This window comes from Streptomyces sp. NBC_00045, assembly GCF_045041095.1.
GTDB lineage: Bacteria > Actinomycetota > Actinomycetes > Streptomycetales > Streptomycetaceae > Streptomyces.
Genome location: NZ_CP108271.1, coordinates 738226 through 764678 on the forward strand (window position 1 = coordinate 738226; position 26453 = coordinate 764678).

Consider the following 26453-nt stretch of genomic DNA (forward strand, 5'->3'; position numbering starts at 1 on the left):
GTGCCTCCCGATGTACGTCGTCCTCACGTCCGAGGGTGAGGCACGCGCCCCCGTTTCCGGGGACACCACGCGAACGCGAACGGTTCAGCGGAGCGATTCCTTCGGGGGCCGCTCGCGCAGGGCTCCGTAGCCGATGAAGTAGGCCGGGAGCCGGTTCAGCCACCGCGAGTCGGTGACGAGCTCGGTCAGCCGTTTGGCCCGCCCGGGATCGCCGAACGCGACGCGGCCGGCCAGCAGCGGCTCGATGACCTGCCTGTGGGCCAGGCGTTGGAGGCCCTGGGTCACCACGGTCGTGGGCAGGCGGCGGTGCTGTACGCGGCGGACGTCCCGCAGTCCCACGGTGCCCTCCCGCAACGGGCGCACCAGGTAGCGGGCCGCGGCCACCGCGTCCTGCACGGCGAGGTTGATGCCGATGCCGAAGACCGGCGACATGGCGTGGGCGGCGTCGCCGATGCACAGCAACCCCGGGCGGTGCCAACGGCGCAGCCGGTCCAGCCGTACGTCGAGCAGTTTGACCTCGTCCCAGGAGGTGACGGTGTGGGCCCGGTCGGCCAGCCAGGGGACCGCCTGCGCGAACTGGGCCGTGAAGCGCTCCAGACCCTCGGCGCGGCGCTGGGCGTCGGTCCCCTTGGGGATGAGTCCCGCGCACTGCCAGTAGTCGCCGCGGTCGATGAGCGCGCTGAAGAACCTCTCTCCCAGCCCTCCCACGAGCCCGCTGGGGTCCTCCTCGCGGCGCGGTAGCCGGAACCACCACGCGTCCATGGGACAGGGGAAGTCTTCCAGCCCGAGTTCGGGAAGCGCCCTGGCCAGGGAACCGCGGCCGTCGCAGGCCACCGTCAGCGAGGCCCTGAGCTCACCGGTACCGCCGTCCGCGGTGCGGTACCGCACGCCCGTGACCCGTCCGCGTTCGACCAGGAACGACGTCGCCTCGGTGTTCATGCGCAGCCGGAAGGAAGGCTCCCGGCCCGCTTCGTCGGCGAGCAGGTCGAGCAGGTCCCACTGCGGCACCATCGCGATGTAGTTGTACTTTCCGTGCAGCGCCCCGATGTTGCCGACGGTCACGAGGGACCGGTCCGGCCCGATGGGCAGTTGCACCGAGGTCACCCGTCGCTGCGGCAGTCGGGCGAACCGTTCGGCGAGGCCGATGTCGTCCAGCAGCGACAGGGTGGACGGGTGGACGGTGTCGCCGCGGAAGTCGCGCAGGAAGTCGCCGTGCTTCTCCAGCACGGTCACCTCCACCCCGGCCCGGGCGAGCAGCAGGGCCAGCACCATCCCGGCAGGCCCTCCCCCGACCACACAGCACCCCGTTCGCTCCACGGCGACCACTCCCTTCGTCGGCATCGGGTGGCCCCGACAGGACGTATACCCCACCCCCGGCGGCGGGGCCGGCAACGCGGCCGGGCACTCCCTAGAGGTCGGGGGTCCGTCGCAGGACCAGGGAGACGAAGCCGAAGGTGTCCCGGTAGGTGTGGAGCCATTCGGAGCGGCGGGTGGTGGCCGTCTTGAGCACGTACGGGCTGTCCGGATCGGCAGGGCGGTCCAGGGCCCACGATGCCAGTGACCCCCAGCAGGACCATTCGTAGTCGTCCAGTTCGCGGCGCGTGCTGACGTGCCCGTCGACGGGGGTCCAGCCGTCGGCGACGACCCGGTCCACGGTGGTCGCGAGATCGGAGTAGTCGCCGAGCATTTCGGCGGCCTCCGGGGAAGGCGGGTGTTCCCAGAACCCTTCCCCGATGACGACACGGCCGCCGGGGGCCAGGTGCTCGCGCGCCGCCGCGAGGGTGGGGAGCAGTCCTCCGAACGCATGGGTGGCTCCGACGCTGAGCACCAGGTCGAAGGGGTGCGCAGGGGTGAAGTCCGCGGCCTGGGTCTGGTGGAGGGTCAGGCGCTGTTCGACGCCGAGGTCGCGCGCTGCCAGCCCCGCCTGCGCCAGGGCCTCCTCGGAGATGTCCACGCCCTCGGCGTGCACGCGCGGCCGCGTGGTCAGCGCGCGCAGCAGCCACTCTCCGCCGCCGCACCCGAGGTCGAGTACGCGCTCGTCGCCACGCGGGAGCCCGCGGTCCAGCAGCCGGCGTACGGAGTCGTCGTCGAGCGGTGCCTTGATGGGGTGTTCGGTATGGGCGATCTTGGAGATCTCTTCACGGTGCATCGGCGCAGCATGTCAACGACGCCTGTCTTCCGCACCTGGTTTTCCCGCCGCGCGCTGTTGGGTCAGGCGGGCTGCTTCACGCAGGTGCCGACCACGTAGCCGGTGACGCCGTGCTTCGTCACCTTGACCCAACGCGTGCTGGTGATACCGCACTTGGTGTACGAGCCGCCGTAGTACATCCGGCAGGGCGACGACGTGGTCTCCCCCTTGTTGAGCTGGGCGAGAGCCGTACCGGTGAGGCTCGTCCGGTCACGTATCACCACGGTCTCCAGTGCCAGGGCCGTACAACTCGCCGCGGCCGCGTTCGTCTGGGCGATGGCGGGGCTGCTGGCGATCAGCGTCGTCCCGACCAGGGCGGCGGACACCGTGGATGCACCAAGTAGGCGGCTGATACGCATCATTGACACTCCCTCGTTCTTCCGATGGGTGCGGGCCTGCCGCCCGCTCCGGTAGAAGTCAGCCTAGGTGCATGATCAGTTGAGGCGTGCGGTGGCGGACCATTGGGGTGTGCGGCAAAAGGCCGGACACCTGAGAAGCGGGGAATCACATGATGCGCGTGTTGTTGGTTGCGTTCGGGTCGCGAGGAGACGTCGAGCCGATGGTGGGACTCGCGGTGGAGCTGCGGGCGCTCGGCGCGGACGTGAGGATGTGCGCGCCGCCGGACTTCGCGGAGGTGCTCGACCGCGCGGGCATCCCGTTGGCTCCGATCGGCCAGCCGATACGCCCGGTGGTGAAGGCGGCGGTGACCGGCACGACTCCGATGCCGGCGGAGGGCTTGCCCGCGCGCGCCGCCGCGCTGGTGGCCACGACGTACGAAGCAGTCGCCCCGGCGGCCGAGGGGTGCGACGTGATGGTGGCGACCGGTCTGCTCCCGGCCGCGGCCGGTGCCCGGTCGGCGGCCGAGGAGCTGGGCATCCCCTACCGGTTCGTGGCGTACTTCCCGACCTACCTGCCGTCGCCGCACCACAGGCCGTTCGAGCGGCCGGGCCGGCCGTTCCCGCCGGAGGTGACCGACAACCGGGTGCTGTGGGACTTGGACACCGAGAACATGAACGTGCTGTTCGGGACGGGTTTGAACGCCCACCGCGCGACGGTGGACCTGCCGCCCGTGGACGATTTCCGCAGCTACGTCCTCACCGACCGGCCCCTGCTCGCTTCGGACCCGGTCCTAAGCCCGTGGGTGGAGCCGGCCGACCTCGACGCCGTGCAGACCGGCGCATGGTTCCGACCGGCGGATCAGCAGCTGCCGGCCGACGTGGAGGCGTTCCTGGAGGCCGGCACTCCCCCGGTGTACGTGGGCTTCGGGAGCATTCCCGTGCGCGACGCGCAGGACGTGGCCCGGGCGGCCATCGAGGCGGTTCGTGCGCAGGGCCGCCGCGTACTCGTCTCCGGCGGCTGGGCCGACCTCACCCTGGTCGACGACCAGGAGGACTGCTTCGCCGTCGGCGACGTCAACCACCACGTGCTGTTCCGCCGGGTGGCCGCCGTCGTGCACCACGGAGGCGCGGGCACGACGACGACCGCAGCCCGGGCGGGCGCTCCGCAGGTGGTGGTGGCGCAGATGGCGGACCAGCCGTACTGGGCGGGCCGGGTGGCCGAGCTGGGCATCGGCGTGGCGCACGAGGGGCCGACTCCGACCTTCGAGTCCCTGTCGACCGCCCTCAAGACCGCCCTGGCCCCCGACACCCTGGCACGCGCGAGGGCCGTGGCCGCGACGGTGCGTACCGATGGGGCGGCAGTGGCCGCGAAGCTGCTGCTCGACGCGGCCGGCTGACCTCTCAGATACGGGCGATCAACGCGTACCTCTCGTCGGTGACGGGTCCGCCCCACAGCTCGGGGTCGTCACTGAGCGCTTCGACGTGCAGGCCGGCGGCAAGCGGGCGAACGGCGGCGGCCAGCGCCTCGGCGGTGATCCCGCCGTGCCAGGGCAGGGCCTCGGCGCCGGCGACGTACGGCACGCCGCTCTGCCCGGCTTCCCGCCACCGGCCCTCGACCAGCACCAGCCGGCCACCGGGCCGCAGCAGGGAGACCCAGGCGCGGAGCGAGGCCTCGGGGTCGGGCAGGGTCCACAGCAGGTGGCGGGAGAGGACGACGTCGTAGCGCTGCTGCCCGGTCGGCGGCGCTGCGGCGTCACCGACGAGGAACCGGCCGGCGAGGCCCGCGGCCGCGAGCTTCGCCCGGGCCCGCTCGACCATCCGCGGCGCCAGGTCCACACCGGTGACCCGGTACCCCGCCTCGGCCAGCAGCAGGGACAGGGACCCGGTACCGCAGCCGACGTCGAGCACGTCGGCCGGTCCGGGGGGTACGCAGGACGCCAGGAGTCGGGCCCACGCGGCCCGGGTGGGCTCCTGGCGCAGGCCGTGGTCCGCTTCGTCGTCGAACGCCGCAGCGGCGGCGTCCCAGTACTCGGTGATGGCCGGCGCGGGATGCGGTACGGGACCGGGCACGTGATCGGGCATGGCGCCCATCATGCCCCCGCGGGAGGCGCGTGCCGGGGACCGGAGATGACTGGATCGCCGCGGGTACGGTACGAAGTCCCTCGTGAACGATCAGATCCAGCCCGCAGCAGCTCCCGGCTCCGCATCCGCAACCGTGCGCGTGTTCATCGCCCTCGCCCCGCCCGACGACGCCAAGGAGGAACTGGCACGGGAGCTGCGGCCCGCCTACCGCGCCTACCCGGGCTTGCGGTGGAACCGCATCGAGGACTGGCACATCACGCTGGCCTTCCTCGGTGAACTCCCCGTCGAAGCGGTTCCGCTCCTGCAGCCGCCGCTCGCCGCCCTCGCTGCGGCACACCAGCCCCTGGAGCTGGCCCTGCGGAGCAGTGGGCACTTCGACCACCGGGTGCTCTGGAGCGGGATCGCCGGCGAGGTCGAAGGGTTGCACCTGCTCACCTCCCGGGTGCGCACCGCCGTCAAGGACTGCGGCATCCCGTTCGAGGGCTGGCCGCTGCGGCCGCACCTGACGCTGGCCCGATCCCGCCGCAGCGACGCCTCCAGCACGGTGGAAGTCGCCGCCGCCCTCACCGGTTTCACGGGCCGCACGTGGCGGGCCGAGCGCCTCCACCTGGTCGGCAGCAACATAGGCCGCGGCCCCGGCCCGATCCACTACCGCGACATCCGGTCCTGGAAGTTCACCGGTGCGGGCTGATGCTCACCCCGCCAACATCCGCGCATTCAGCTGCACTTGCTGGTGCCGGCTCCAACTCCCCCACGCGGGAAGGCTGGACGTCCGGAAGGCGGAGGGCGATCCGGTCCGCTGCACCCGGTCCGTCACCCCGCCCGTCAGTCGACCAGCGTAACCGGCCATACGTTATTCCGGAAGATAATCCATCCCGATAAACTCGGACGATTTTACTCAACCGAGATGTGTGAAGCTGTGTCCGGTGGCTGAAAATTCGAGCCGATCAGAGAAAACTGGCGGCCGTCGAGAGCCAATACGCAATGTCACGGACGCAGAACCTCACTCGGTACTGTTTCAGCAACACAATGCGGAGGTATCACGATTGAGCTTCAACAGGACGGACAACCGAAAACGTTCAACCGACCACCTGTCAACCCGCCGTATCGCCACGGTGCTCACGTTCTCCCTGATAATCTCCCTCGCCAGCGCCACCGGCCCTGCCGCCCAAGCCGAGGCGGCGGCTTCCCCGTACGGCGCCAAGGCCGTCGAAATCGCCGCATCCAAGCGGGGTGCGCCGTATGTCTACGGAGCGACGGGGCCGCGGGAATTCGATTGCTCGGGCCTCACGCTGTACGCGTTCCGAGAGGCGGGCCGGACACTTCCCCGCACCGCCGACGAGCAGTACGTGCAAACCCGCCACATCCGACGCGTACAGCGCGTGCCGGGCGATCTCGTGTTCTTCCCCGCGGGTGCGACGATAGGACATGTGGGAATCTACGCCGGTCACGACAAGATCTGGCACGCCCCACGGCCGGGGACGCGCGTACGACTGGAGCGCATTTGGAGCGGAAACGTCCGCTACGCCCGAGCCACTTGATCAGGAGCCCGCCGGGCCGCGACGGACCGGCGCGGCGACCTCGACGGCCCCGGCCTCAGCTGTAAGACTCGTCCCTTCCTCGATCGGGAAGGCAGACGATGACCGGCTCACCCGCCCCCCAGCACTACGCACCCATATGGAGTGCCGACACCCGCCGCACCCCACCTGCCGTGGGCGGCGAACGGGAAACGCTGGACGCGGTCTTGGACTGGTACCGGGCCACCTTCGAGCTCAAGTGCGCCGGCCTGTCTTCGGAACAGCTGTCCGAACACGCCGTGCCGCCGTCCACGCTGTCCCTGCACGGCCTGGTGCGGCACCTGGCCGGTGTCGAGCGCTGGTGGTTCCGGATCCAGTTCGCCGGTGAGGACGTCCCGCTGCTCTACTACTCCGACGACGACCCCGACCAGGACTTCGACGACCTGGCCGGGGACGCCGCCGAAGCCTTCGCCGTGTGGCACGCGGAATGCGAACGGTCCCGGCAGATCACCGCGGCCGCGGCGTCGCTGGACGAGACCGGGATCCGCAAGAGCAGCGGCGAACCGATCTCACTGCGCAGGATCATCGTGGACATGATCGCGGAGTACGCCCGGCACAACGGTCATGCGGACCTCCTGCGCGAACGCATCGACGGCGCCACGGGAAGGTGACGGGCTCCGGGCGCGTGGTGTCCCTCACCTGCGCGGCCGGCTCGCCGGCTGAACCCGTTCGGGGGTACGCCGGCGTCCGGGGATTGCGGCGGGCCGCCGGGGGCGGAAGATTGATCTCGTGGCGGACGCCGAGGTGTCGGTACTGATCGTCGGAGGTGGGCCCGTCGGGCTCACCGCCCGCGCCCTGCTGGAACGCTGGGGCGTGCCGGCGTTGCTGGTCGAGAAGCACCTCGGGCTGTCGCCCTTCCCCCGCTCCCGGCTGGTCAACGTGCGCTCGATGGAGATCTTCCGCCAGTTGGGGTCGGCCTCCGAGATCGCGGCCGCCGCGTTCGCCCCCGAGTACGGCCGCGTCCGCTTCCGCGACACCCTGTACGACGACGACTTCGCCACGGCGGCGATGGTCGGGGTCAACGCGCCGGTGGCGGAAAGCCCCGCGATCGGCGTGGTCACCTCCCAGGACCGGTTGGAACCCGTCCTGCTCGGCGCCGCGGACGCGCCCGTGCGGTTCGGGACCGAGCTCATCGGCCTGACCGAGGAGCCCGAGGGTGTCGTGGCCGTGATCGTCGACCGCCGCAGCGGCAGGCGGAGCCGCGTCCGGGCGCGCTACGTGGTCGCCGCCGACGGGGCGAATTCCACCGTCCGGCGGCACCTGGCCATCGGCACGACCGGTCCGGGCTCGATGGGCGACTTCACCACCGTCGTGTTCGACGCGGACCTGCGGCGGTGGAGCGCGGAGCAGCCCGCCGGCCTCTACTTCACGGCGCACGGATCGTTCGGTCCGGTCCACCCGGAAGGCGGCTGGGTCTGGTTCGGTCCCTCGCCCGAGGACACCGCGCGCGCCGACTGGTCCGGCTTGGTCTCGCGCGCCCTCGGCCCCGGCGCGGACGTGCGGGTCGACGTTCTGCGGGTGCAGCACTGGGCGATGAACGCCTTCGTCGCCGAGCGCTTCCGGCACGGCCGGGTGCTGCTGGCGGGCGACGCCGCGCACGCGGTCCCCCCGATCGGCGGCCTGGGGATGAACGCCGGGGTGGCCGATGCGCACAACCTGTGCTGGAAGCTGGCGGGCGTCCTCCACGGGTGGGCGGGGCCGGGCCTGTTGGAGTCGTACGGGGCGGAACGCGAACCCGTCGCGCACCGGACCCTGCGCCAGGCGGTCGACAACGCCCGGCTCATGGTCCAGGTACTGGAACGGCGCCGCGACCAGCTCCGCACGGGCGGAGCGGCCCGGGCCCGGGTAGAGCTTCCCTGGTCGGAGCGGTACTTCGCACAACTCGGTCTGGTGCTCGGCGTCGCCTACCGCTCCGCCGCCGTCCTCACGGGAGGCGGCTGCGCACCCGGCCCGTCCGACCGGAGCACGGACTACGTGCCCACCGCGGAGCCGGGCCACCGCATGCCGCACCTCTGGATCACCGACGGCCGTTCCACGCTCGACGCCTTCGGCGAATGGTTCACCCTGCTCACCCCGGACCCCACCCACTGGGAGCGGCAGGCCGCCGCGTCGTGGCCCGTACGCGTCGAAACCCTTTCCCGGGAGCACGCCGGGCTCTGCGACCTGGGCCCTCACGGCGCGCTCCTGGTCCGACCCGACGGACACATCGGCGCCCGCTGGCACGACCGCTCACCCGGTGACAGCGCCCTTCAGCACGCCGTCACCGCGATCACGGACCGGGGAGGGTCCTGACCACCCGCACGGGACGGGACCGGCGGGCCCGAACGCACCGGCGCTTCTCCGCCACGGGGCAAGGCTTCAGCGAGAAAATTCTTGATGCCGCACTAGACTGGCAGGTTGTTCGACGCTGGACCGGAACAACCCGGGCGAACCCGGACTCCGCCAGCGACCCGGAAGTAACCCGGGAGCGAGACGCGAGGGCAGATGGCAGCCACATCTGAGCACGGTGACGTGACCCTGCTCGACGACGAGGACGTGCGCGAGGAGTCCGGCAAGTCCGCCCGGTTCTCCGCCGGGCCCGCCGCCCCGACGCGCACCCTCGTCGACGTCTTCGAGGCGTCCGTCCGGGCGTTCCCCGACGAGCTCGCCCTGGACGACGGGGCCTCCCGGTTGACCTACCGCGCGCTGGCCGTCGAGGTCGAACGCCGCAGGCGCGCGCTGGAGGCCGCCGGGGTGGGACTCGGCGACCGGGTCGGCGTTCGGGTGCCGTCCGGAACCAATGAGCTGTACGTGGCCATTCTCGCCGTACTCGCCGCGGGCGCCGCCTACGTGCCCGTCGACGCCGAGGACCCCGACGAGCGGGCCGAGCTGGTCTTCGGCGAGGCCGGAGTGCGGGCGGTCCTGGGCGGCGGACAGCTCATCGACGTCACCGCCCCGGCGGACTTCCCCGTGGCCGCCGTACGACCCGGCCCCGAGCACGACGCCTGGATCATCTTCACCTCCGGCTCCACCGGCAAGCCCAAGGGCGTCGCCGTCAGCCACCGCAGCGCCGCCGCGTTCGTCGACGCCGAGGCCGCACTGTTCCTCGCCGAGGAGCCGATCGGCCCCGGCGACCGGGTCATGGCCGGGCTGTCCGTCGCCTTCGACGCCTCCTGCGAGGAGATGTGGCTGGCCTGGCGGTACGGCGCCTGCCTCGTGCCCGTCCCCCGCTCGCAGGTGCGCAGCGGCGCCGACCTCGGCCCCTGGCTGGTGGAACAGGAGATCACCGTGGTCTCCACGGTGCCGACCCTGGCCGCGCTCTGGGAGCCAGAGACCCTCGACGAGGTCCGGCTGCTGATCTTCGGCGGCGAGGCGTGCCCGCCCGAGCTCACGCAGCGCCTGGTCACCGAGGGCCGCGAGGTCTGGAACACGTACGGCCCCACCGAGGCCACCGTCGTCGCCTGCGCGTCGCTGCTGACCGGCGAGGAACCGATCCGGATCGGCCTGCCGCTGAACGGCTGGGAGCTGGCCGTCGTCGACGAATCCGGCGAGCCGGTGCCGATGGGCGGCAGCGGCCAGCTCGTGATCGGCGGCGTCGGCCTGGCCCGCTACCTCGACCCCGAGAAGGACGCCGAGAAGTACGCCCCGCTGGAGTCCCTCGGCTGGGAGCGTGCGTACCGCAGCGGCGACCTCGTCCGCGCCGAACCCGAGGGACTGGTGTTCCTGGGCCGCGGCGACGAGCAGATCAAGCTCGGCGGCCGCCGGATCGAGCTGGGCGAGGTCGACGCCGCGCTCCAGGCGCTGCCCGCAGTGGCCGGGGCGGCCGCGGCCGTCCGCACGGCCCGCAGCGGCAACCAGCTGCTCGTCGGATACCTGGTCACCCAGGACGGGTGGGACCACGCGGCGGCCGTCGAGCGGCTGCGCGCCGAGCTGCCCGCGGCCCTCGTCCCGCTGCTCGCGCCGGTAGACGAGCTGCCGACCCGCACTTCCGGCAAGGTGGACCGCGACGCGCTGCCGTGGCCGCTGCCCGAACTGGAGACCAGCGGGCCCACGGAGCAGCTGTACGGCACCGAGGCCTGGCTGGCCGAGCAGTGGAGCGAGACCCTCGGTGTGGCGGTCTCCGGCGCCGCCGACGACTTCTTCGCGATCGGCGGCAACAGCCTCGCCGCGGCCCAGCTCACCACGCGCCTGCGCACCCGCTACCCGAGGGCGGCCGTCCTCGACATCTACCAGCAGCCCACCCTGCGCAAGCTGGCCCGGCGGCTGGAGAAGTCCGTACGGGACGACGACGCGGCCCGGATCGTCGCGCCCGTTCCGCTGCGGTCCAAGGTGGCACAGGTACTGCTGCTGCTCCCGCTGTTCACCCTGGTCGGCCTGCGCTGGACGGTGGCCTTGCTGGCGCTGGGCAACGCCCTGCACTGGCTCGGCCCGTACCCCTGGGCGCCGACGGCCTCGTGGTGGCTGGTCGCCGCCGGCGCCGTGCTCCTCTTCAGCCCGCCGGGCCGCCTCGCGATCGCGGCCGGCGGCGCGCGCCTACTGCTGCGCGGCGTGAAAGCGGGCCGCCACCCGCGCGGCGGAAGCGTGCACCTGAGGCTCTGGACGGCCGAACGGCTGGCCGAGTACGTCGGCGCGACCTCGCTCACCGGCTCCTGGCTGGAGCGGTACGCGCGGGCCCTGGGCGCCAAGGTCGCTCCCGAGGTGGACCTGCACTCGCTGCCCCCGGTCACGGGCATGCTCAAGCTCGGCCGCGGCTGCGCCGTGGAGTCCGAGGTGGACCTGTGCGGGCACTGGCTGGACGGCGACCGGCTCGTGATCGGCCCGGTCAAGGTCGGCGCGGGTGCGGTCGTCGGCACCCGCAGCATGCTGTTCCCGGGTGCACGGGTCGGCAAGCGGGCCGAGGTGGCCCCGGGGTCCGCCGTGGTCGGGCAGGTTCCGACCGGCCAGCGCTGGGCCGGGGCGCCCGCCGTCAAGCTCGGCAGGGCCAAGCACAACTGGCCCAAGGAACGCCCGCCGCGCGGGCTCCCCTGGCGGGCCGCTTATGGGGCGGCCGGCTTCGGCCTCACGGCACTGCCCGTGCTCGCCACGGTGCCCGCCCTGCTCGTGCTGAGCAGGTTCGTGCCCGCCGGCGCCGGACTGGTGGAGGCGCTGCGCGGAGCCCTGCTGGCGGTGGTGCCCGGGGCGCTCGCGTTCGGGTTCGCGTACGCGCTGCTGCTGCTGGTCTCCGTACGTCTGCTCAGCCTCGGGCTGCGCACCGGAACCCATCCGACGCACAGCAGGATCGGCTGGCAGGCCTGGACGGTCACCCAGCTGATGGACCTGTCCCGGGAGACGCTGTTCCCGCTGTACGCCGGGCTGATCACCCCGGTGTGGCTGCGGCTGCTCGGCATGAAGATCGGCAGGGGTGCGGAGGTGTCCACCGTGCTCGCGCTGCCCAGTCTCACCACCGTCGGAGAAGGCGCGTTCCTCGCCGACGACACCCTGACCGCGCCCTACGAACTGGGCGGCGGCTGGATGCGTATCGGACACTCCGAGATCGGCCGCAGGGCGTTCCTCGGCAATTCGGGCATGACCGCCCCGGGCCGTACGGTGCCGGAAGGCGGCCTGGTCGGCGTGCTCTCGGCGACCCCGAAGAAGGCCAAGAAGGGCAGCTCGTACCTGGGGCTGCCGCCGGTCCGGCTGCCGCGGTCCGCCGAGTCCGCCGACCAGAGCCGCACCTACGACCCGCCCGCGCGGCTGCTGTGGGCGCGGGGCCTGGTGGAGCTGTGCCGGCTCGTCCCGGTGTTCTGTTCGGCCGCGCTGGCCGTCCTGACCGTGGCCGCGCTCTGCGCGCTGGGCACGAGCCGCGGCGGCCCGGGCGTCTGGGGTACTGCGCTGCTGTCCGGAGCGGTGCTGCTCGCCGCCGGTGCGGCCGCGTGCGTGGTCTCGGTGGCCGCGAAGTGGCTGCTGGTGGGCCGGCACCGGGCGGGGGAGCACCCGCTGTGGAGCGGCTTCGTGTGGCGCAACGAGCTGGCCGACACCTTCGTCGAGGTACTGGCCGTGCCGTGGCTGGCCGGATCCGTACCCGGTACGCCGCTGCTGACCCTGTGGCTGCGCGCGCTCGGGGGCCGCATCGGCCGGGGCGTGTGGTGCGAGAGCTACTGGCTGCCGGAAACGGACCTGGTGGTACTGGGCGACGCGGTCAGCGTGAACCGCGGCTGCGTGTTGCAGACGCACCTCTTCCACGACCGGATCTTGAGGACGGATACTGTGGTCCTCCGCGAGGGCGCCACCCTGGGCCCGGGCGGCATCGTCCTGCCCGGAAGCACGGTCGGGGCCCACAGCACGCTGGGGCCCGCGTCTCTCGTGATGGCCGGGGAATCCGTCCCCGCCGACACCCGTTGGCTGGGCAACCCGATCGAGGCATGGCGGACCTGACAGGGCCCGAGCACAGCGCAGGGAGCGGAAGCGGCAAAATGAACGGCCAGAAGACAGCGGTATCGGACCCGTACTTTCCGGCCAACGGCGACTCCCGTTACCGCGTGCACCGGTACGAACTCGCTCTGGAGTACCGGCCCGGCCCCAACCGGCTGGCCGGCACCGCCCGACTGAGTGCGATCGCCGGGCGGGCGCCGCTCACCGAGTTCCAGCTGAACCTGGCCGAGTTCCGGATAGGTCGGGTCATGGTGAACGGCCGGGCCCCGCAGTACACCCACCGGGGCGGCAGGCTCCGGATCCGGCCGGCCAAGCCGCTGCCCGCCGGCGCCGCCTTCACCGTGGAGGTGCACTGGGCGGGCAACCCCAAGCCGGTCCGCAGCCCCTGGGGCGGCCTCGGCTGGGAGGAACTGGCCGACGGCGCACTGGTGGCCAGCCAGCCGGTCGGCGCACCCTCCTGGTACCCCTGCAACGACCGGCCCGCCGACAAGGCCTCGTACCAGATCTCGGTCAACACCCCGTCCGCCTACACCGTGGTGGCCGGCGGCCGGCTCCTCACGCGGACGACCAAGGCCAGCACGACCACCTGGGTGTACGAGCAGCCCGCACCGACCTCCAGCTACCTGGTCGGCCTGTCCATCGGCGTGTACCAGACGGTGCTGCTCGGCGACCCCGGGCTCGGCGGCGTTCCGCAGAGCGCCTACGTACCGGCGCACCTGCTGCCGCGGTTCTCCCGCGACTTCGCCCGGCAGCCCGCCATGATGCAGCTCTTCGAAGAGCTGTTCGGGCCCTACCCCTTCGCCGAGTACGCGGTGGTCGTCACCGAAGAGGAACTCGACGTCCCGGTGGAGGCCCAGGGCCTGTCCCTGTTCGGCGCCAACCACGTCGACGGCGCACGGGGCTCGGAACGCCTCGTCGCGCACGAGCTCGCCCACCAGTGGTTCGGCAACAGCGTGACCATCGCCGACTGGCGGCACATCTGGCTGAACGAGGGCTTCGCGAAGTACGCCGAATGGCTGTGGTCGGAGCGCTCCGGCGGCCGTACGGCGCACGCGCAGGCGGCGGCCGCACACCGGTTGCTGACCTCGCAGCCACAGGATCTGCGACTGGTCGACCCGGGCCGCAAACTGATGTTCGACGACCGCCTGTACCAGCGCGGCGGGCTCGCGGTGCACGCGGTCCGCTGCGCCCTGGGCGAGGAGGCGTTCTTCCGCATGCTGCGCGACTGGGCCACCGTGCACCGCCACGGCGTGGTGAGCACCGCCGGCTTCACCACCCATGTGGCCCGGTACGCGGCCGATCCGGTCGACGACCTGTTCTCGGCCTGGCTGTACGGGGCGTCCCTGCCGCCGCTGCCCTCACCGCCGCCGGCCGTACGACCGTCGGCGCCGGCGAAGCCCGGGTACCCGCCGACGAACGGCCGGCCGGCGGGCCGGTCCTCCGCCTGAGGCCCGGACGACGGGCCCCTTACGACGGGCCCCTTACGGCGGGGACGGCCGGTAGGGACGGAAGAAGGCACGGAGCTCCTCCGCGTACAGCTCGGGCTCCTCGAACGGTGCGAAGTGGCCGCCGCGCGGGGGCTCGGTCACGCGCACGACGTTCGCCGTGCGTTCCAGCCAGGCGCGCGGCGGGCGGACGACGTCGCCGTGGAAGAGCGAGAAGCCGGACGGCACCTCGACCCGGCGGGCGTGTTGTGCGGGCGGGATCGCGGCGTTCGCCCGGTACATGCGCATCGACGAGCCGATCGTCCGCGTGAGCCAGTACAGCGTGACGTTCGTGAGGATCTCGTCCTTCGTGAAGCGCCGTTCGATGTCGCCGTCGCAGTCGCTCCACGCCCGGAGCTTCTCGACGATCCACGCGGCGAGCCCGGCCGGCGAGTCGGTGAGGCCGAAGGCGGCCGTCTGGGGCTTCGTCCGCTGCACGGCGGCGTACGCGCCCTCGGCCGCACCCCATGCGGCGGCCTCCGCGAGCCAGGTGCGCTCCTCGGGTGCGAGGTCCGCCGGGTCGCCGGTGTAGAGCGGCAGGCCCGCGTCGGTGCGGTGGACGGCCACGACCCGGTCTGCGTGGTCGAGGCCGAGGTAGCGGCTGACGTGGCTGCCGAGGTCCCCGCCCGCCGCGCCGAACCGCTCGTAGCCGAGGACCCCCATGAGCTCGGCCCACAGCCCGGCGACGGCGATGGCGTCGAGGGGCGGGCCCGTGGGGCGGTCGGAGTATCCGTAGCCCGGCAGGTCGGGGACGACCACGTCGAACGCGTCGGCGGGATCGGCGCCGTGCGCACCGGGGTCGGTGAGGAGCGGGATCACCTTGGAGTAGCGCCAGAACGAGTCCGGCCAGCCGTGGCTGAGGACCAGCGGCAGGACGGTCCCGGCCGGCGTCGCGGCCCGGGCGTGCACGAAGTGGACCCTCAGCCCGGATCCGCCGTCGAGCGGCACCCGGAAGTGCGGGAGCCGGGCGAGCGCCGTCTCCTGCGCCGGCCAGTCGAAGCCGTCCGCCCAGTAGGCGACGAGCTCGCGCAGATAGTCAAGGTCGGTCCCGAGCGACCAGCCGGCGTCCTCGGGCGTGTCCGGCCACCGCGTCGCACGCAGCCGCGCGCGCAGGTCCCGTAGCTCCGCGGGGGCGGTCTGCGGGGTGAACGGCTCGGGGCGGGGAGGGGCGTCCGGCATGGAACGCATCCTAGGCCGTGGGGTTCGATCGGGGCCGGGTGCCGGCAGCGGGTCGCCGGGATTCAGCAGCGGGTCAACGGGCCGCTCTGGCGGGTCAGGTTGTCGTTCGACATCCATCCGGATGCGGCCGCGTCGGCGGCGCGGACGTAGGTCCACTTGTTGCCGTACGCATTGACGACATAGCACTGGTACTGGAGTTTCGTACCGGACTTGGCCATGGCCACGGCGGGGCACGACTGGTAGGGCCCGGTCGTGAGGTGGTAGCTGCCCGCCATGAAGCCGTAGGTTCCGGCGTTGCGGTCCTCGTGGTTCCAGCCGGTGCAACTCGTCGAGACGGGACCGGGTTCGGCCGTCGGCGATGTCGACGCCTGTGGGGCCGGGCCGCCGCTCTTGCCGCTCGGGGCCGGCTTGGGCGTGGCTGCGGGCGACTTGCCGGGCTTGCCGGCGTCCTTCCCCGGCTTCGGCGGCTTGGCGTCCTGCGGGAGGGAAGGCCTGCGGGTGGTCTGTGCCTGCCCGCCGCCCTTGCCTCCGTGCTCGCCCACGACGGCGTACGTGACGCCGCCCCCGACGAGTACGACGGCGACCGCCGCCGCGATGACGATGCGCCCGCGGGCCGCTCTTCCCGTGCCGGAGGCCTGGGGCGCGATGCGCGGGCCGGGCTGCGCGGCGGTCTCCGGCCGGCCGGGGTGGGGCGGCTGCGGGGAAGGCTGCGGGTGCGCGACCGGCGCGGCGCCGTAGCCGGGCGCGGGTACCGGGGCACCCGCGGGCACGGCCGATCCGCCCGCCGGCGGGGGCGTCGTCGGTGGGGTGGCTGCGGACTGCGGTACCGGCGCGGCGGCCGCGGGCGCGGTCCTGCCGTCGGCCACCGCTTGCAGCATCTCGCGCGCCTGGCCGGCGGTGGGCCTGCTCCCCGGCTCTTTCGCCATCAGCGCGTGCAGTACGGGCGTGAGTGCGCCGGCCCGGAGGGGCTGCGGCAGCGGCTCGGTGACGATCGCCGACAGCGTGGACCAGGCGGACGTACGGCGGAACGGTGACGTGCCCTCCACCGCGGAGTAGAGCGTCATGCCGAGCGACCAGATGTCCGACGCGGGGCCGGGCTCCCTGCCCTGGGCGCGCTCCGGCGGGAGGTAGTCCAGGGAGCCGATGATGTCGCCGCTGCGGGTCAGCTTGGTCATGTCCTCGTCACCCGAGGGCTCCAGGGTGGCGATGCCGAAGTCGGTGAGCACGACCCGTCCGTCCCGCTCCAGCAGCACGTTCGCCGGTTTGACGTCGCGGTGCAGGACCCCGGCGCGGTGTGCGGCGTCCAGCGCGTCCATCAGCCGGGCGCCGATCGCGGCGGCCTCGCGCGGCCCGAGCGGGCCGCGCTCGTCCAGTACGTCGTCGAGGGAGGGACCGTCGACGAGTTCCATCACGATGACCGGCAGGCCCTCTTCCTCGGTCACGTCGTGCACGGTGACCACGCCGGCGTGCCGGATGCGGGCGGCGGCCTGCGCTTCGCGCTGCATGCGGGTGCGCAGATCTGCCAGTTCGGCCGCGGAGGCATCGGTGTAGGCCCGCATGACCTTCACGGCGACTTCCCGGCCGAGCAGTTCATCGACCGCGCGGGCGACGACCCCCATGCCACCGCGTCCGATCATCGCGGTCACCCGGTACCGCCCGCCTAGCAACCTGTCGACCAGCTCCGCGCCGTACGCCTCCCCCGCCGTCACCACACGCTCCTTCCACAGCCGTTCGCCCACCCGCGTACCGAGAAGCCCCCAGCGTATGGCAGGGGCGTTCGAGCAAGCGCGTGTCCGGGACGGCGAGTTGCAGCGGGGCGGGGCGGACGGCCCCCGGGCGGTCCGCACGTCGTCGCGTGCCGGACCGCCCCGGGCGGCTGCCCACCGGTCAGTCGGTGCCGAACTCCATCGCGGCGCGGTCCAGCAGCTCGTCGTCTCCGGAGACCTCGCCGCGGGAGGCGATGGCCTCGGCGCCGCCCTCCGGCATCGCGCCGATCAGGCCGGTCGCCGCCGCCTGGGCTGCGCCGATCAGCTCGGGGTGGGCGGTGCCGACGATGCCGAGGCCCGCGTACTGCTCAAGCCGGGCGCGCGAGTCGGCGATGTCGAGGTTGCGCATGGTGAGCTGGCCGATCCGGTCGACCGGGCCGAACGCGGAGTCCTCGGTGCGCTCCATCGACAGCTTGTCCGGGTGGTAGCTGAAGGCCGGGCCGGTGGTGTTGAGGATCGAGTAGTCCTCGCCGCGCCGCAGCCGCAGGGTGACCTCGCCGGTGACCGCCGAGCCGACCCAGCGCTGCAGCGACTCGCGGACCATGAGGGCCTGCGGGTCCAGCCAGCGGCCCTCGTACATCAGTCGGCCGAGGCGCCGTCCCTCGTTGTGGTAGTGCGCGAGGGTGTCCTCGTTGTGGATCGCGTTGACCAGGCGCTCGTAGGCGGCGTGCAGCAGCGCCATGCCGGGCGCCTCGTAGATGCCGCGGCTCTTCGCCTCGATGATCCGGTTCTCGATCTGGTCCGACATGCCCATGCCGTGGCGGCCGCCGATGGCGTTCGCCTCCATGACCAGGTCGACCGCGGAGTGGAACTGCTTCCCGTTGATCGTCACGGGGCGGCCCTGGTCGAAGCCGATCGTGACGTCCTCGGTGGCGATCTCGACGGACGGGTCCCAGAACCGCACGCCCATGATCGGCTCCACCGTCTCCACGCCGGTGTCGAGGTGCTCCAGCGTCTTGGCCTCGTGGGTGGCGCCCCAGATGTTGGCGTCGGTGGAGTACGCCTTCTCGGCGCTGTCGCGGTACGGCAGCCCGTGGGCCACCAGCCACTCCGACATCTCCTTGCGCCCGCCCAGCTCGGTGACGAAGTCGGCGTCGAGCCACGGCTTGTAGATGCGCAGGTGGGGGTTGGCGAGCAGGCCGTAGCGGTAGAACCGCTCGATGTCGTTGCCCTTGAAGGTCGAGCCGTCGCCCCAGATCTGTACGTCGTCCTCAAGCATCGCCCGGACCAGCAGGGTGCCGGTGACGGCGCGGCCGAGCGGGGTGGTGTTGAAGTAGGCACGGCCGCCCGAGCGGATGTGGAACGCGCCGCAGGCGAGTGCGGCCAGGCCCTCCTCGACCAGCGCCGCCCGGCAGTCGACCAGGCGCGCGATCTCGGCACCGTAGGCCTTGGCACGGCCGGGCACCGACGCGATGTCGGGCTCGTCGTACTGGCCGATGTCGGCGGTGTAGGTGCAGGGGACGGCACCCTTGTCGCGCATCCACGCGACCGCGACGGAGGTGTCGAGGCCGCCCGAGAAGGCGATGCCGACGCGCTCGCCGGCAGGAAGGGAGGTGAGAACCTTAGACATGGGAAGAGTATGCACTTAAACGCATGTCTATGCAAACCCGGGCCGGGTGCCCGTCGGCGATCGACCCGTGGCCTGATCTCAACGTGTTCGTGGGGTGCTCCGGCGAATGGCCACGGAGCCCCGGTGACCGATGGGTACGGTGTGGCCATGGATTCCACTAGCGCCACCGATGAGAACGCCACGCGAGCCGGGGCCGTCAAGGCGACCGCCCGCCGCCTGCTCGTGGAACTGGGGGCCGCCGGACTGTCCCTGGAGGCCGTCGCCAAGGACAGCGGACTGGCCGTCGCCGACGTGGAGGACGCCTTCCCGCACCGCGACGACCTGTTGACCGCGCTCGTCATCGATGCCTACGACGACTCCGCCGCCGCGATGGAGCGGGCCGACCAGAGCGCCGTCGCCGCCGGTGCGTCGGCCGGGGTGCGGCTCCTCGCCGTAACGCGCGCGCTGCGGGACTGGTCCTTCGCCAACTCCCCCGAGTTCACGCTGATCTACGGCTCTCCCGTGCCCGGTTACCACGCCCCGCAGGACACCGTCCCGGCCGCCGCACGCACCCCCGCGGTACTGGCGGGCATCGTGCGGTCCGCGCTGGCGGACGGGGAACTCACCCCTCCCCGACGAGTGGTGCCCGGACCGCCGCTGCTCCTGCCCGAGGCCGTGGCGCTCTTCGGCGGCACTCCGCAGGCTCCGTTCTCGGACCTGATCGAGCGCGGCATCGCACTGTGGAGCAGCCTGATCGGCCTCCTCGTGTTCCAGGTCTTCAGCCGTACCCACGACAGCGTCCGGGACGAGTCCGCGTACTTCGACTTCGCCATCGCCGTGGCGGCCGAGGGCATCGGCCTGACGGTTCCGCTGGACGAGAAGACCCGCACCAGGCCGTGAACACCACCAGGACCCTCTGCTTCGCGATCGCGGCACTGTCGTCCTACGCCGCGCTCGCCTACCGGCTCTGCCAGGTGGGGCGCAGCTGGCGGGACAACGCCTACCGCGCCCTGGTCGTCACCCTGCTGCTCCAGTGCCTCACCTTCACGATGGGCGCCGTCGCCATGGGGGGCGAGAGCTTCCTGGGCGTCGGGAACCTCGCGATCCTGGTGATGCACGTATCGGCGGTCGCCTTCTGCGTCAGCGCGCAGATCATCCTGCTGCGCTGGGCGACGGCCACCGAGGAAGCGGTGCGCAGGGTGCGCTACTGGCTGGTGACCGGCGTCGCCCTCAGTGCGCTCCTGATCGCGCTCTTCTTCATCGCCGACGGTCCGGACCGCCCCGCCTCGGACTTCAACACGGGCAGCGGCCGGCCGCTGGTCCTCACGTACCTCCTGGTCTTCATCGTGTCCCAGGCGGTCCCGTGCGTGACCATCTTCCGCCAGTGCGGGCCGTACGCCCGGATGACGGGCAAGGCCTCGCTGCGGCAGGCACTGCGGCTGCTCTCGGTCGCCGCCGTGGTCCTCTTCCTGTACTGCCTGTGCCGGACGGTGAACATCCTCACCGCCGCGTGGGGGATCGACATCGGCGTCTGGCAGGTCGCGGCGTCCGTCTTCAGTGCGGCGGGCATCGTCGTGCTCTCCCTGAGCCTGACCATCTCCTCCTGGGAGTCGTCGGCGGCCAAGCTGCTGGAGTGGGTGCGCAGATACCGCTCGTACCGGGCCCTCTACCCGCTCTGGCGGGACCTGTACGAGGCCTCCCCGGACATCGTCCTGGAGCCGTCGGGCTCGGCCGCGGTCTCCGACCTGAACTACCGCCTGCACCGTCGGGTCATCGAAATACGGGACGGGTGGCGGGACTTGCGCCCGTACATCGACCGCTCCTCCCCCGCCGGCACCGGGGCGGCGGATCCAGGGGGAAGCGGCGAGTACCGGCAGGCGTTCGCCGAGGCGACGCAGATCAGGCAGGCCCTGCACGCCAAGCGCACCGGTACGGTCCCCGTCGACAGCAAGGACGCCGGCGACTTCGACGACCGCGATCCGGACAACTTCACCGCGGAGGTCGCCTGGCTCGCCCAGGTCGCTTCCGTCTACCGCAAGATCAGTTGAGCCCGGGCCGGCCCCCATCCCCCGAGGGCCGGCCCGGGCCCGGCCGATTCGACTGACGCCCCACTCGGCTACCCCCGTAAGCAAAGTTAGCTGTCAGCTATCGGCGAGCTCCCACGGTGGCGGACTCACGCCAGATTGTCAACTGACCGCTAATCTGCAAAACTGGAAAATAGCTGAGAGCAATACCGAGGAGGTGGGGGGAGGGAGATCCGCAGTGTCCGAGACTGACGACCGGCCCGTACTGGCAGTGCGTCTGGACAACCTCTTCAAGACGGTTCGTCCCAAGGGGAAGCACTGGACCAACGCCGAAGTGGCCGAGGAGCTGAAACGGGCCAACCCCGACCTCAAGGCGGGCGGGGTGTACCTGTCCCAGCTGCGGACGGGCAAGCGCTCCAACCCCTCACCGGAGCTACTGGCCGCCCTCGCCCGGTTCTTCGGCGTATCGGTCGCCTACTTCTTCGACGACAAGGTCGCCGAATCGGTGCTCGGCGAGGTCGCCGCCATCGAAGCCCTGCGGCAGGCGGGCGTCCGCTCCGTGGCGATGCGCGCGGCCGGCATGAAGAAGGAGAACCTCCAGGCCATCACGGCCATCATGGACCAGTACCGGCAGATGCAGGGCCTTCCCCCCGTCACCGACCCCGCGGACCCCGCAGACCCCTCGCACCGCGCGGACCCTTCGGACCCGGAGTGAGGGTCCCCGGCAAGGGACGGTCGGCCGACCAGGACCGCCGCAGCCGGCTCAAGAAGCTCCGCAAGGACGGCGCGCGCCGACTCGCCGCGCTGGACCTGCCGGAGGGAGCCGACGTCGCCGAGCTCTGCCGCTACCTCGGCGAGATCCGCGACCGGCCCATCACGCTGGTGCCCATGCCGATGCCCGCGTCACAGCCGTGCGGCATGTGGGTCGCCGCTCGCGACGAGGACCTCATCTTCTACGACGCCAACACCACCAGCGCGCATCAGGAGCACATCATCTTGCACGAGCTGGGACACATCATCTGCTGCCACCGCGGGGCGGGCCTCCTGGACGAGGCGAGCTCCCGCATCCTCTTCCCCAACCTCGACCCCGACCTCGTACGCGACATGCTCCTGCGAGCCACCTACGACGACGTCCAGGAACAGGAAGCGGAGGTCATCGCCTATCTGCTGTCCCAGCGGCTGGGCGGCGGCGCGGAACGCGACGCGATGCCGGCGACCGGCGGCGCGGACGCGTCCGCGGACGGGGAGGCAACCGGCGAGTCGGCCACGCTCGACCGCATCGAGCGCACGCTGTTCTGAATCACCCCCCATCACTCCCCTGTGGCCGCCACCTCCTCGGCCAGGACGGCCACGGCGTGGCGGATGTCGCCTTCGGTGTGTTCGCTGGTGATGAAGAACCGCAGCCGCGCGAGCCCCTCTTCCACTGCGGGGTGGAAGATCGGGTCCGCGATGACACCGCGGTCGAACAGCCGGTCCGCGACGCGCAGGGTCCGCTCGGAACCATCCAGCAGGCACGGCACGATCGGCGTACGGGCACTGGAGCCCGTCGCCAGACCGGCCTCGGCGGCCAGGCCGAGGAACAGCTCCGCGTTCCGCTGGAGCGTGCGCACCCGCTGCGGTTCTGCGGCGATCAGCTCGGCGGCGGCCAGCGCCGCGGCCGCGTTGGCGGGGGTCAGGCCGACGCTGTAGACGAAGCCGGGCAGCGTGTGCCGCAGCCACCGCACCGTCCGCGCCGAGCCTCCCAGGTAACCGCCACAGCTGGCGAAGGCCTTGGAGAGGGTGCCCATCCACAGGTCCGCTGCGGAGCGATCGACGCCGTAGAACTCGCTCACCCCGCGGCCGTGTTCGCCCACGGTGCCGATGCTGTGCGCCTCATCGACCAGCAGCAGGGCGCCGTAACGCTTCTTCAGCTCGACGACCGCAGGCAGGTCGACCATGTCGCCGTCCATGCTGTACGCGCCCTCGACGGCGATCAGTACCCGCCGGAAACGGGACCGGTTGACCCTCAACATGTGTTCCAGCCGGCCCATGTCGTTGTGGGCGAACGGACGCCGGGCCGCCCCGGACAGCGCGCATCCCTGGAGGATGCTGTCGTGGGCGAGCGCATCGTGGAGGACGAGGTCGCCCGCGCCGACGAGGTGCCCGATCGCGGTGACGTTGGTGGCGTGCCCGCTCACCAGCGCCAGGCAGTCCTCGACGCCGAGGAACTCGGCGAGCACCCGCTCCAGCCGTACGGTCAGGTCCCGCTCGCCGGACAGCATCCGACTCGCGGAGACCGAGGTCCCGTAGCGGTCCACCGCCCGGTGCGCGGCCTCGCTGACCACCGGATGGCCGGAGAGCCCCAGGTAGTTGTAGCTGCCGAAGGAGAGGTACGACCGGCCGCCGATCAGGGTCGTGTCACGGATGGTGCCCTCGTGGACGCGGAAGTACGGGAAGCCCGCGCCACTGGCGTCGATCGCGCGCACGCGCTCCTCGAACTGCCGCACTTCGGGGAAGTCGTCGACGCACGTGGTGGCGGTGTTCGGGTCCACGGTGTCGGGCCGCGGGGGCGGCGGCCCACCGGATGGCGGCGGATCGGTGGCGTGCGGGGCGACCAGCGTGATCAGCCGCTCGATGGTCAGTCCGGGGGCGTACAACTCGTCGGATGAGAAGCCGGGCACGCGCTGGCCCATGACGACTTCCAGCTCTTGCAGCATCAGGGAGTCGAAGCCGAGATCGGTCGTCAGCGTCATCCGTGTACTCAGGTCGGAGAGGGGGAAGACACCCGTCCGCGACACCGCTTCGAGTACGACGGACGCCGCGGACCCGCCTCCGTCGGCCCGCGCCGCCTCGGGCGCGGGCCCGGGCGGGCGCCCCGCGTCGGGCGGCTGCGCCACCTGGTCCGACACCTGGTCCGCCGGCTCGTCCCGTGCCTGGCCCGGCGCCTCGTCCGGTGCCTCGTCCGGTGCCTGGTCCGACGCCTCTCGGGCCGCCCCGTCCACCACCCAGTGGTGCCGCGGGGCGAGCGGACTCGGCGGCAGGGTGCACGGTGGTGTCCGCACGGTCGCCGCCGCGCCGGTGGTGACCGTGTCGTCCTGCGCCGGCGTCCGTCCGGGCCCGGAGTCTGCGGTGCGGCCCGCCGCCACGGTCTCGGCCGCCGCGGTCAGCCGGTCTACGGCGTCCCCGGGGTCCCGCACCACCAGGGCCAGCCGCTGCACGAGGGGAGTCCGGCGGGCCAGGGTTGCGGCCACCTCGGCCAGCGGCGGCCGGTCGACGGCGATGGTGTGCGCGAGTTCCCGGGCGTAGCGGGCCAGCCCGGGCCGGTCCCGGGCGCTCAGCACCAGGAGGTGCGGTCGCCCGTCCGGCGCCGGCGGGGCGGGGGCCGTGGCGCACTCCTCCACCACCAGATGGACGCCGGTGCCTCCGAATCCGAAGGCGCTCACCCCTGCCCGGCGGGGCTGCCCGGACTCCGGCCACGGGGTCGCCTGCGTCGGGATGGTCAACCGCGCCGCTTCGAGCCCGGTAGGGTCGGCCGGCTCTAACTCCGGCTGCGGCGGTATCACTCCCCGGTGCACGGCCAGAACGGTCTTGACGAGTCCGGCGATCCCCGCGGCGTTCAGCGAGTGCCCCACCACGGCCTTCACCGCACCGAGGAACGCGGGCGCGGCGTGGTCACCGCGCAGCTCGCGCAGGACGGCGACCTCGACCGGATCACCGACCCTCGTCCCGGTGCCGTGTGCCTCCAGGTACCCCACCGAGTCCGGGCCCAGTCCCGCGTCCCGGTAGGCCCGGCGCAGGGCCCGCAGCTGGCCGGCCGCTTCGGGGTGCATGCCGCCCTGCACGGTCCCGTCGTTGGCGGTGCCCACCCCGCGGATCACCGCGTAGACCCGGTCGTCCGCTGCCAGCGCGTCGGCCAGGGGTCGTAGCACGAGGACTCCTGCGCCCTCCCCCAGGACGAATCCGTCGGCCTGCGCACCGAAGGGCAGGCACCGGCCGCTGCGCGAGAGGGCGCCGATCCGGCTCAGCCCCACCAACAGGTCCGGAGCAAGGATCATTTGGGCGCCGCCGGCCAGTGCGATGCGGCTGCGGCCCGCGCGCAGGGCGAACACGGCGTTGGCCACGGCCATGAGCCCGCCGGAACACGCCGAGTCCAGCGCGTAGCTCTCGCCGTGCAGGTCGAAAACCGAACTGATCGTGTTGGGGCCCATGTTGAGGAGGAGCCCGGCCACGGACGTGCCGTGCAGCCCGTCCACCGCGCGGACCGTCTGCGCCCACCGCGGATCGGTAGCCCGCGCGCCGAACTCACCGCCGGCCAGCTGCCGCATCCGTATCTGCATGGTGCTGAGTTCCCGGTAGCCGCTCTCGGTGAGCGACGTGATCACCGAGGTCTCCTCGCGGTCGAAGCCGTCGGTCTCCCACCCCGCGTCCTGGATGGCCTCCCGCGCGAGGTCGATCAGCAGCCGGTGCTGGGGGTCCATCGATCTGGCCCGGCGGGGTGGGATGCCGTAGTGCGCCGCGTCGAAGTGGCCCACGTCCGGCAGCAGGGCCATGGTGTCGGTGTACGCGGAGGACGTGTCGCGGAGGTCGTCGGAGAGGAAGGCGGCGGAGCGCCACCGCTCGTCGGGGACGGTGGAGAACTGCGGCTGCGGGGCGGTGAGGAGCTGCCAGTACCGGTTGACGTTCGGCGCCCCCGGGAACCTGCAGGCCATCCCCACGATCGCGATGTCGTCGCGCCGCGCTCCCCCGGCCGGGCCCGCTGTGCCGCCGCCCTCGGCCGGGGGCGTCACCGGGGTGTGGCCAGTCGTTCGCGCCACCAGTCCACCGTCGCCTTGACCTGCTCGTCGACGGGGGTGGCGCGGACGGTGAACTCGGCTTCGTAGGCACTCGAATCGACGATGAAGGGCCGGTCGAACTGGTAGCGGATCTCTTTCAGTTCCCGGAGCAGCGGCGAGAAGAGCGCGGCTGCGCCGAACACTGCGGGCGGCAGCCGGCGCACCGCCACCGGCGCAGTTCCGGCCCGGGCCGCGAGGAGGCCCACCATCTCGCGGACGGACAGGGCGGGTTCCGTCGGAACGTGCCAGGCCCGCCCCCAGGCCCGTTCCTCGCCCGCGACTTCGACCATGGCCCGCGCCACGTCGGGGAGGTAGCTCCAGCTGTGCGGGGCGTCCGGGTCCCCGAGGGTGGAGACCGACTTTCCGCGCAGCAGCGGGGGCATGACCCGACCGGCCAAGTGTCCGCCGTCGGTCACACCTGGCCCGAAGAAGTCGCAGGCCCGTACCTCGACCGCTTTGATGCGGCCCTCCTCGTGCAGTGTGCGCGCCGCCTCCCAGCCGGCGGCGCGGACCCGCCCCTTGGGGCCGGTCGCCGCGAGGGGCCCCGCCTCGGTGATGGGGCCGTCCACGGGTCCGTAGCCGTAGAGGTTGCCCAGCATGACCAGGACGGCCCCGGTCGACTCCGCCGCCGCGCAGACGGACGAGATCAGCGGCGGCCATTGACGCGCCCAGTGGTGGTAGGGCGGGGCGGCGCACTGGTGGATGGCTGCCGCGCCCCGTGCGGCCGCGGCCAGGCGTCCACTGTCCGTCGCGTCGAGGGCGACGTGCTCGATACCGGGCTCCGCGCTGCGGCCCGATCTGGTCACGACCCGCACCGAATGGCCCTGCTCGACCAGAAGTCGGGCGGTGGCGGCCCCTGCGGGCCCGAATCCCATGACGACATGAAGGCTCACGGGCGAACACTAGCGCGAGCACCCGTCTCCCCAACGGGCTTTGGCCCCACCGGTCCCGCGGGGTTCTGCCGGGGGCCAGGGCATCATGACGGGGCCCACCGGACGCGCCCCGCGCCCGACCTAGGCGTTGGTCATGGACACGACACTCAGACCCTGACTACTGTTCGTTCGA

The 26453-nt window shown here is 72.4% G+C and carries 20 protein-coding genes; 11 read left to right on the forward strand and 9 right to left on the reverse strand.

Going from position 1 to position 26453, the window contains the following annotated elements; genetic code table 11:
- Nucleotides 1–84: 84 nt before the first annotated feature.
- From OHA65_RS03685 to OHA65_RS03695, 3 genes are all read right to left on the reverse strand, one after another.
- Nucleotides 85–1317: an FAD-dependent oxidoreductase gene (locus tag OHA65_RS03685; protein ID WP_327281620.1), complete on the reverse strand. Its 1233-nt coding sequence runs from the start codon at nucleotides 1315–1317 to the stop codon at nucleotides 85–87.
- Between the two features lie 91 nt (nucleotides 1318–1408).
- Nucleotides 1409–2149, reverse strand: a complete 741-nt coding sequence (locus OHA65_RS03690; protein WP_327281621.1) for a class I SAM-dependent methyltransferase — start codon at nucleotides 2147–2149, stop codon at nucleotides 1409–1411.
- A gap of 62 nt (nucleotides 2150–2211) precedes the next feature.
- Entirely contained in the window at nucleotides 2212–2550 is a 339-nt protein-coding gene (locus OHA65_RS03695; RefSeq protein WP_327281622.1) for a hypothetical protein, read from the reverse strand.
- 149 nt (nucleotides 2551–2699) lie between these two features.
- Here OHA65_RS03695 and OHA65_RS03700 point away from each other — a divergent pair, with 149 nt between their 5' ends.
- Complete coding sequence (locus OHA65_RS03700) at nucleotides 2700–3923, forward strand: glycosyltransferase (protein ID WP_328765119.1); 1224 nt, start codon at nucleotides 2700–2702, stop codon at nucleotides 3921–3923.
- A gap of 4 nt (nucleotides 3924–3927) precedes the next feature.
- Here OHA65_RS03700 and OHA65_RS03705 read toward each other — a convergent pair whose 3' ends face one another.
- Entirely contained in the window at nucleotides 3928–4608 is a 681-nt protein-coding gene (locus OHA65_RS03705; RefSeq protein ID WP_405761156.1) for a class I SAM-dependent methyltransferase, read from the reverse strand.
- An 82-nt stretch (nucleotides 4609–4690) separates the two neighbouring features.
- Here OHA65_RS03705 and thpR point away from each other — a divergent pair, with 82 nt between their 5' ends.
- The 6 genes from thpR to OHA65_RS03735 all read left to right on the forward strand — a co-directional run bounded on the left by thpR (nucleotide 4691) and on the right by OHA65_RS03735 (nucleotide 14023).
- Nucleotides 4691–5299 carry an RNA 2',3'-cyclic phosphodiesterase gene (gene thpR, locus OHA65_RS03710; RefSeq protein ID WP_405761159.1) on the forward strand — a complete coding sequence of 203 codons (609 nt, stop codon included), beginning with the start codon at nucleotides 4691–4693 and terminating at the stop codon, nucleotides 5297–5299.
- A 424-nt stretch (nucleotides 5300–5723) separates the two neighbouring features.
- Complete coding sequence (locus OHA65_RS03715; protein ID WP_405759135.1) at nucleotides 5724–6149, forward strand: C40 family peptidase; 426 nt, start codon at nucleotides 5724–5726, stop codon at nucleotides 6147–6149.
- Nucleotides 6150–6247: 98 nt separating this feature from the next.
- Nucleotides 6248–6796 carry a DinB family protein gene (locus OHA65_RS03720; RefSeq protein WP_328761530.1) on the forward strand — a complete coding sequence of 183 codons (549 nt, stop codon included), beginning with the start codon at nucleotides 6248–6250 and terminating at the stop codon, nucleotides 6794–6796.
- Between the two features lie 118 nt (nucleotides 6797–6914).
- On the forward strand, nucleotides 6915–8477 hold the full coding sequence (locus tag OHA65_RS03725; protein WP_328761532.1) for an FAD-dependent monooxygenase: 1563 nt from the start codon (nucleotides 6915–6917) through the stop codon (nucleotides 8475–8477).
- A 192-nt stretch (nucleotides 8478–8669) separates the two neighbouring features.
- Nucleotides 8670–12578, forward strand: a complete 3909-nt coding sequence (locus tag OHA65_RS03730) for a Pls/PosA family non-ribosomal peptide synthetase (RefSeq protein ID WP_327281629.1) — start codon at nucleotides 8670–8672, stop codon at nucleotides 12576–12578.
- A gap of 38 nt (nucleotides 12579–12616) precedes the next feature.
- Nucleotides 12617–14023 (forward strand): M1 family metallopeptidase, encoded by a 1407-nt coding sequence (locus OHA65_RS03735; protein ID WP_328761535.1) that lies wholly within the window; start codon nucleotides 12617–12619, stop codon nucleotides 14021–14023.
- A gap of 33 nt (nucleotides 14024–14056) precedes the next feature.
- Here the strand turns inward: OHA65_RS03735 and OHA65_RS03740 are convergent, their stop codons facing one another.
- The 3 genes from OHA65_RS03740 to argG form a co-directional block, all read right to left on the reverse strand.
- Nucleotides 14057–15238: an epoxide hydrolase family protein gene (locus OHA65_RS03740; protein WP_405761164.1), complete on the reverse strand. Its 1182-nt coding sequence runs from the start codon at nucleotides 15236–15238 to the stop codon at nucleotides 14057–14059.
- A gap of 62 nt (nucleotides 15239–15300) precedes the next feature.
- Nucleotides 15301–16947 (reverse strand): protein kinase domain-containing protein, encoded by a 1647-nt coding sequence (locus OHA65_RS03745; RefSeq protein WP_405761167.1) that lies wholly within the window; start codon nucleotides 16945–16947, stop codon nucleotides 15301–15303.
- A 178-nt stretch (nucleotides 16948–17125) separates the two neighbouring features.
- On the reverse strand, nucleotides 17126–18574 hold the full coding sequence (argG, locus tag OHA65_RS03750; protein ID WP_327281632.1) for an argininosuccinate synthase: 1449 nt from the start codon (nucleotides 18572–18574) through the stop codon (nucleotides 17126–17128).
- A 147-nt stretch (nucleotides 18575–18721) separates the two neighbouring features.
- Here argG and OHA65_RS03755 point away from each other — a divergent pair, with 147 nt between their 5' ends.
- The 4 genes from OHA65_RS03755 (at nucleotide 18722) to OHA65_RS03770 (ending at nucleotide 21876) form a co-directional block, all read left to right on the forward strand.
- Nucleotides 18722–19453: a WHG domain-containing protein gene (locus OHA65_RS03755; protein ID WP_327281633.1), complete on the forward strand. Its 732-nt coding sequence runs from the start codon at nucleotides 18722–18724 to the stop codon at nucleotides 19451–19453.
- Nucleotides 19450–20601 carry an MAB_1171c family putative transporter gene (locus OHA65_RS03760; protein ID WP_405754486.1) on the forward strand — a complete coding sequence of 384 codons (1152 nt, stop codon included), beginning with the start codon at nucleotides 19450–19452 and terminating at the stop codon, nucleotides 20599–20601. Before OHA65_RS03755 ends, OHA65_RS03760 begins: the two co-directional genes overlap by 4 nt.
- A gap of 214 nt (nucleotides 20602–20815) precedes the next feature.
- Nucleotides 20816–21292, forward strand: coding sequence for an XRE family transcriptional regulator (locus OHA65_RS03765; protein WP_405754488.1), 477 nt, complete (start codon nucleotides 20816–20818; stop codon nucleotides 21290–21292).
- A complete protein-coding gene (locus OHA65_RS03770) occupies nucleotides 21289–21876 on the forward strand; it encodes a toxin (protein ID WP_327281636.1) in 588 nt (195 codons plus the stop codon). Before OHA65_RS03765 ends, OHA65_RS03770 begins: the two co-directional genes overlap by 4 nt.
- 11 nt (nucleotides 21877–21887) lie before the next feature.
- Here OHA65_RS03770 and OHA65_RS03775 read toward each other — a convergent pair whose 3' ends face one another.
- Nucleotides 21888–25370: an aminotransferase class I/II-fold pyridoxal phosphate-dependent enzyme gene (locus tag OHA65_RS03775; protein WP_405761171.1), complete on the reverse strand. Its 3483-nt coding sequence runs from the start codon at nucleotides 25368–25370 to the stop codon at nucleotides 21888–21890.
- Nucleotides 25340–26281, reverse strand: a complete 942-nt coding sequence (locus tag OHA65_RS03780; RefSeq protein ID WP_327281637.1) for an NAD-dependent epimerase/dehydratase family protein — start codon at nucleotides 26279–26281, stop codon at nucleotides 25340–25342. The genes OHA65_RS03775 and OHA65_RS03780 overlap by 31 nt, the downstream gene beginning before the upstream one ends.
- Nucleotides 26282–26453: the final 172 nt, after the last annotated feature.

Excerpts from the sequence above, each read along its gene's own strand:
- OHA65_RS03690 (WP_327281621.1), bottom strand. The coding sequence starts at position 2,149 with ATGCACCGTGAAGAGATCTCCAAGATCGCCCATACCGAACACCCCATC.
- OHA65_RS03695 (WP_327281622.1), bottom strand. The coding sequence starts at position 2,550 with ATGATGCGTATCAGCCGCCTACTTGGTGCATCCACGGTGTCCGCCGCC.
- OHA65_RS03700 (WP_328765119.1), top strand. The coding sequence starts at position 2,700 with ATGCGCGTGTTGTTGGTTGCGTTCGGGTCGCGAGGAGACGTCGAGCCG.
- OHA65_RS03705 (WP_405761156.1), bottom strand. The coding sequence starts at position 4,608 with ATGCCCGATCACGTGCCCGGTCCCGTACCGCATCCCGCGCCGGCCATC.
- OHA65_RS03720 (WP_328761530.1), top strand. The coding sequence starts at position 6,248 with ATGACCGGCTCACCCGCCCCCCAGCACTACGCACCCATATGGAGTGCC.
- OHA65_RS03730 (WP_327281629.1), top strand. The coding sequence starts at position 8,670 with ATGGCAGCCACATCTGAGCACGGTGACGTGACCCTGCTCGACGACGAG.
- OHA65_RS03735 (WP_328761535.1), top strand. The coding sequence starts at position 12,617 with ATGAACGGCCAGAAGACAGCGGTATCGGACCCGTACTTTCCGGCCAAC.
- OHA65_RS03740 (WP_405761164.1), bottom strand. The coding sequence starts at position 15,238 with ATGCCGGACGCCCCTCCCCGCCCCGAGCCGTTCACCCCGCAGACCGCC.
- argG (WP_327281632.1), bottom strand. The coding sequence starts at position 18,574 with ATGTCTAAGGTTCTCACCTCCCTTCCTGCCGGCGAGCGCGTCGGCATC.
- OHA65_RS03755 (WP_327281633.1), top strand. The coding sequence starts at position 18,722 with ATGGATTCCACTAGCGCCACCGATGAGAACGCCACGCGAGCCGGGGCC.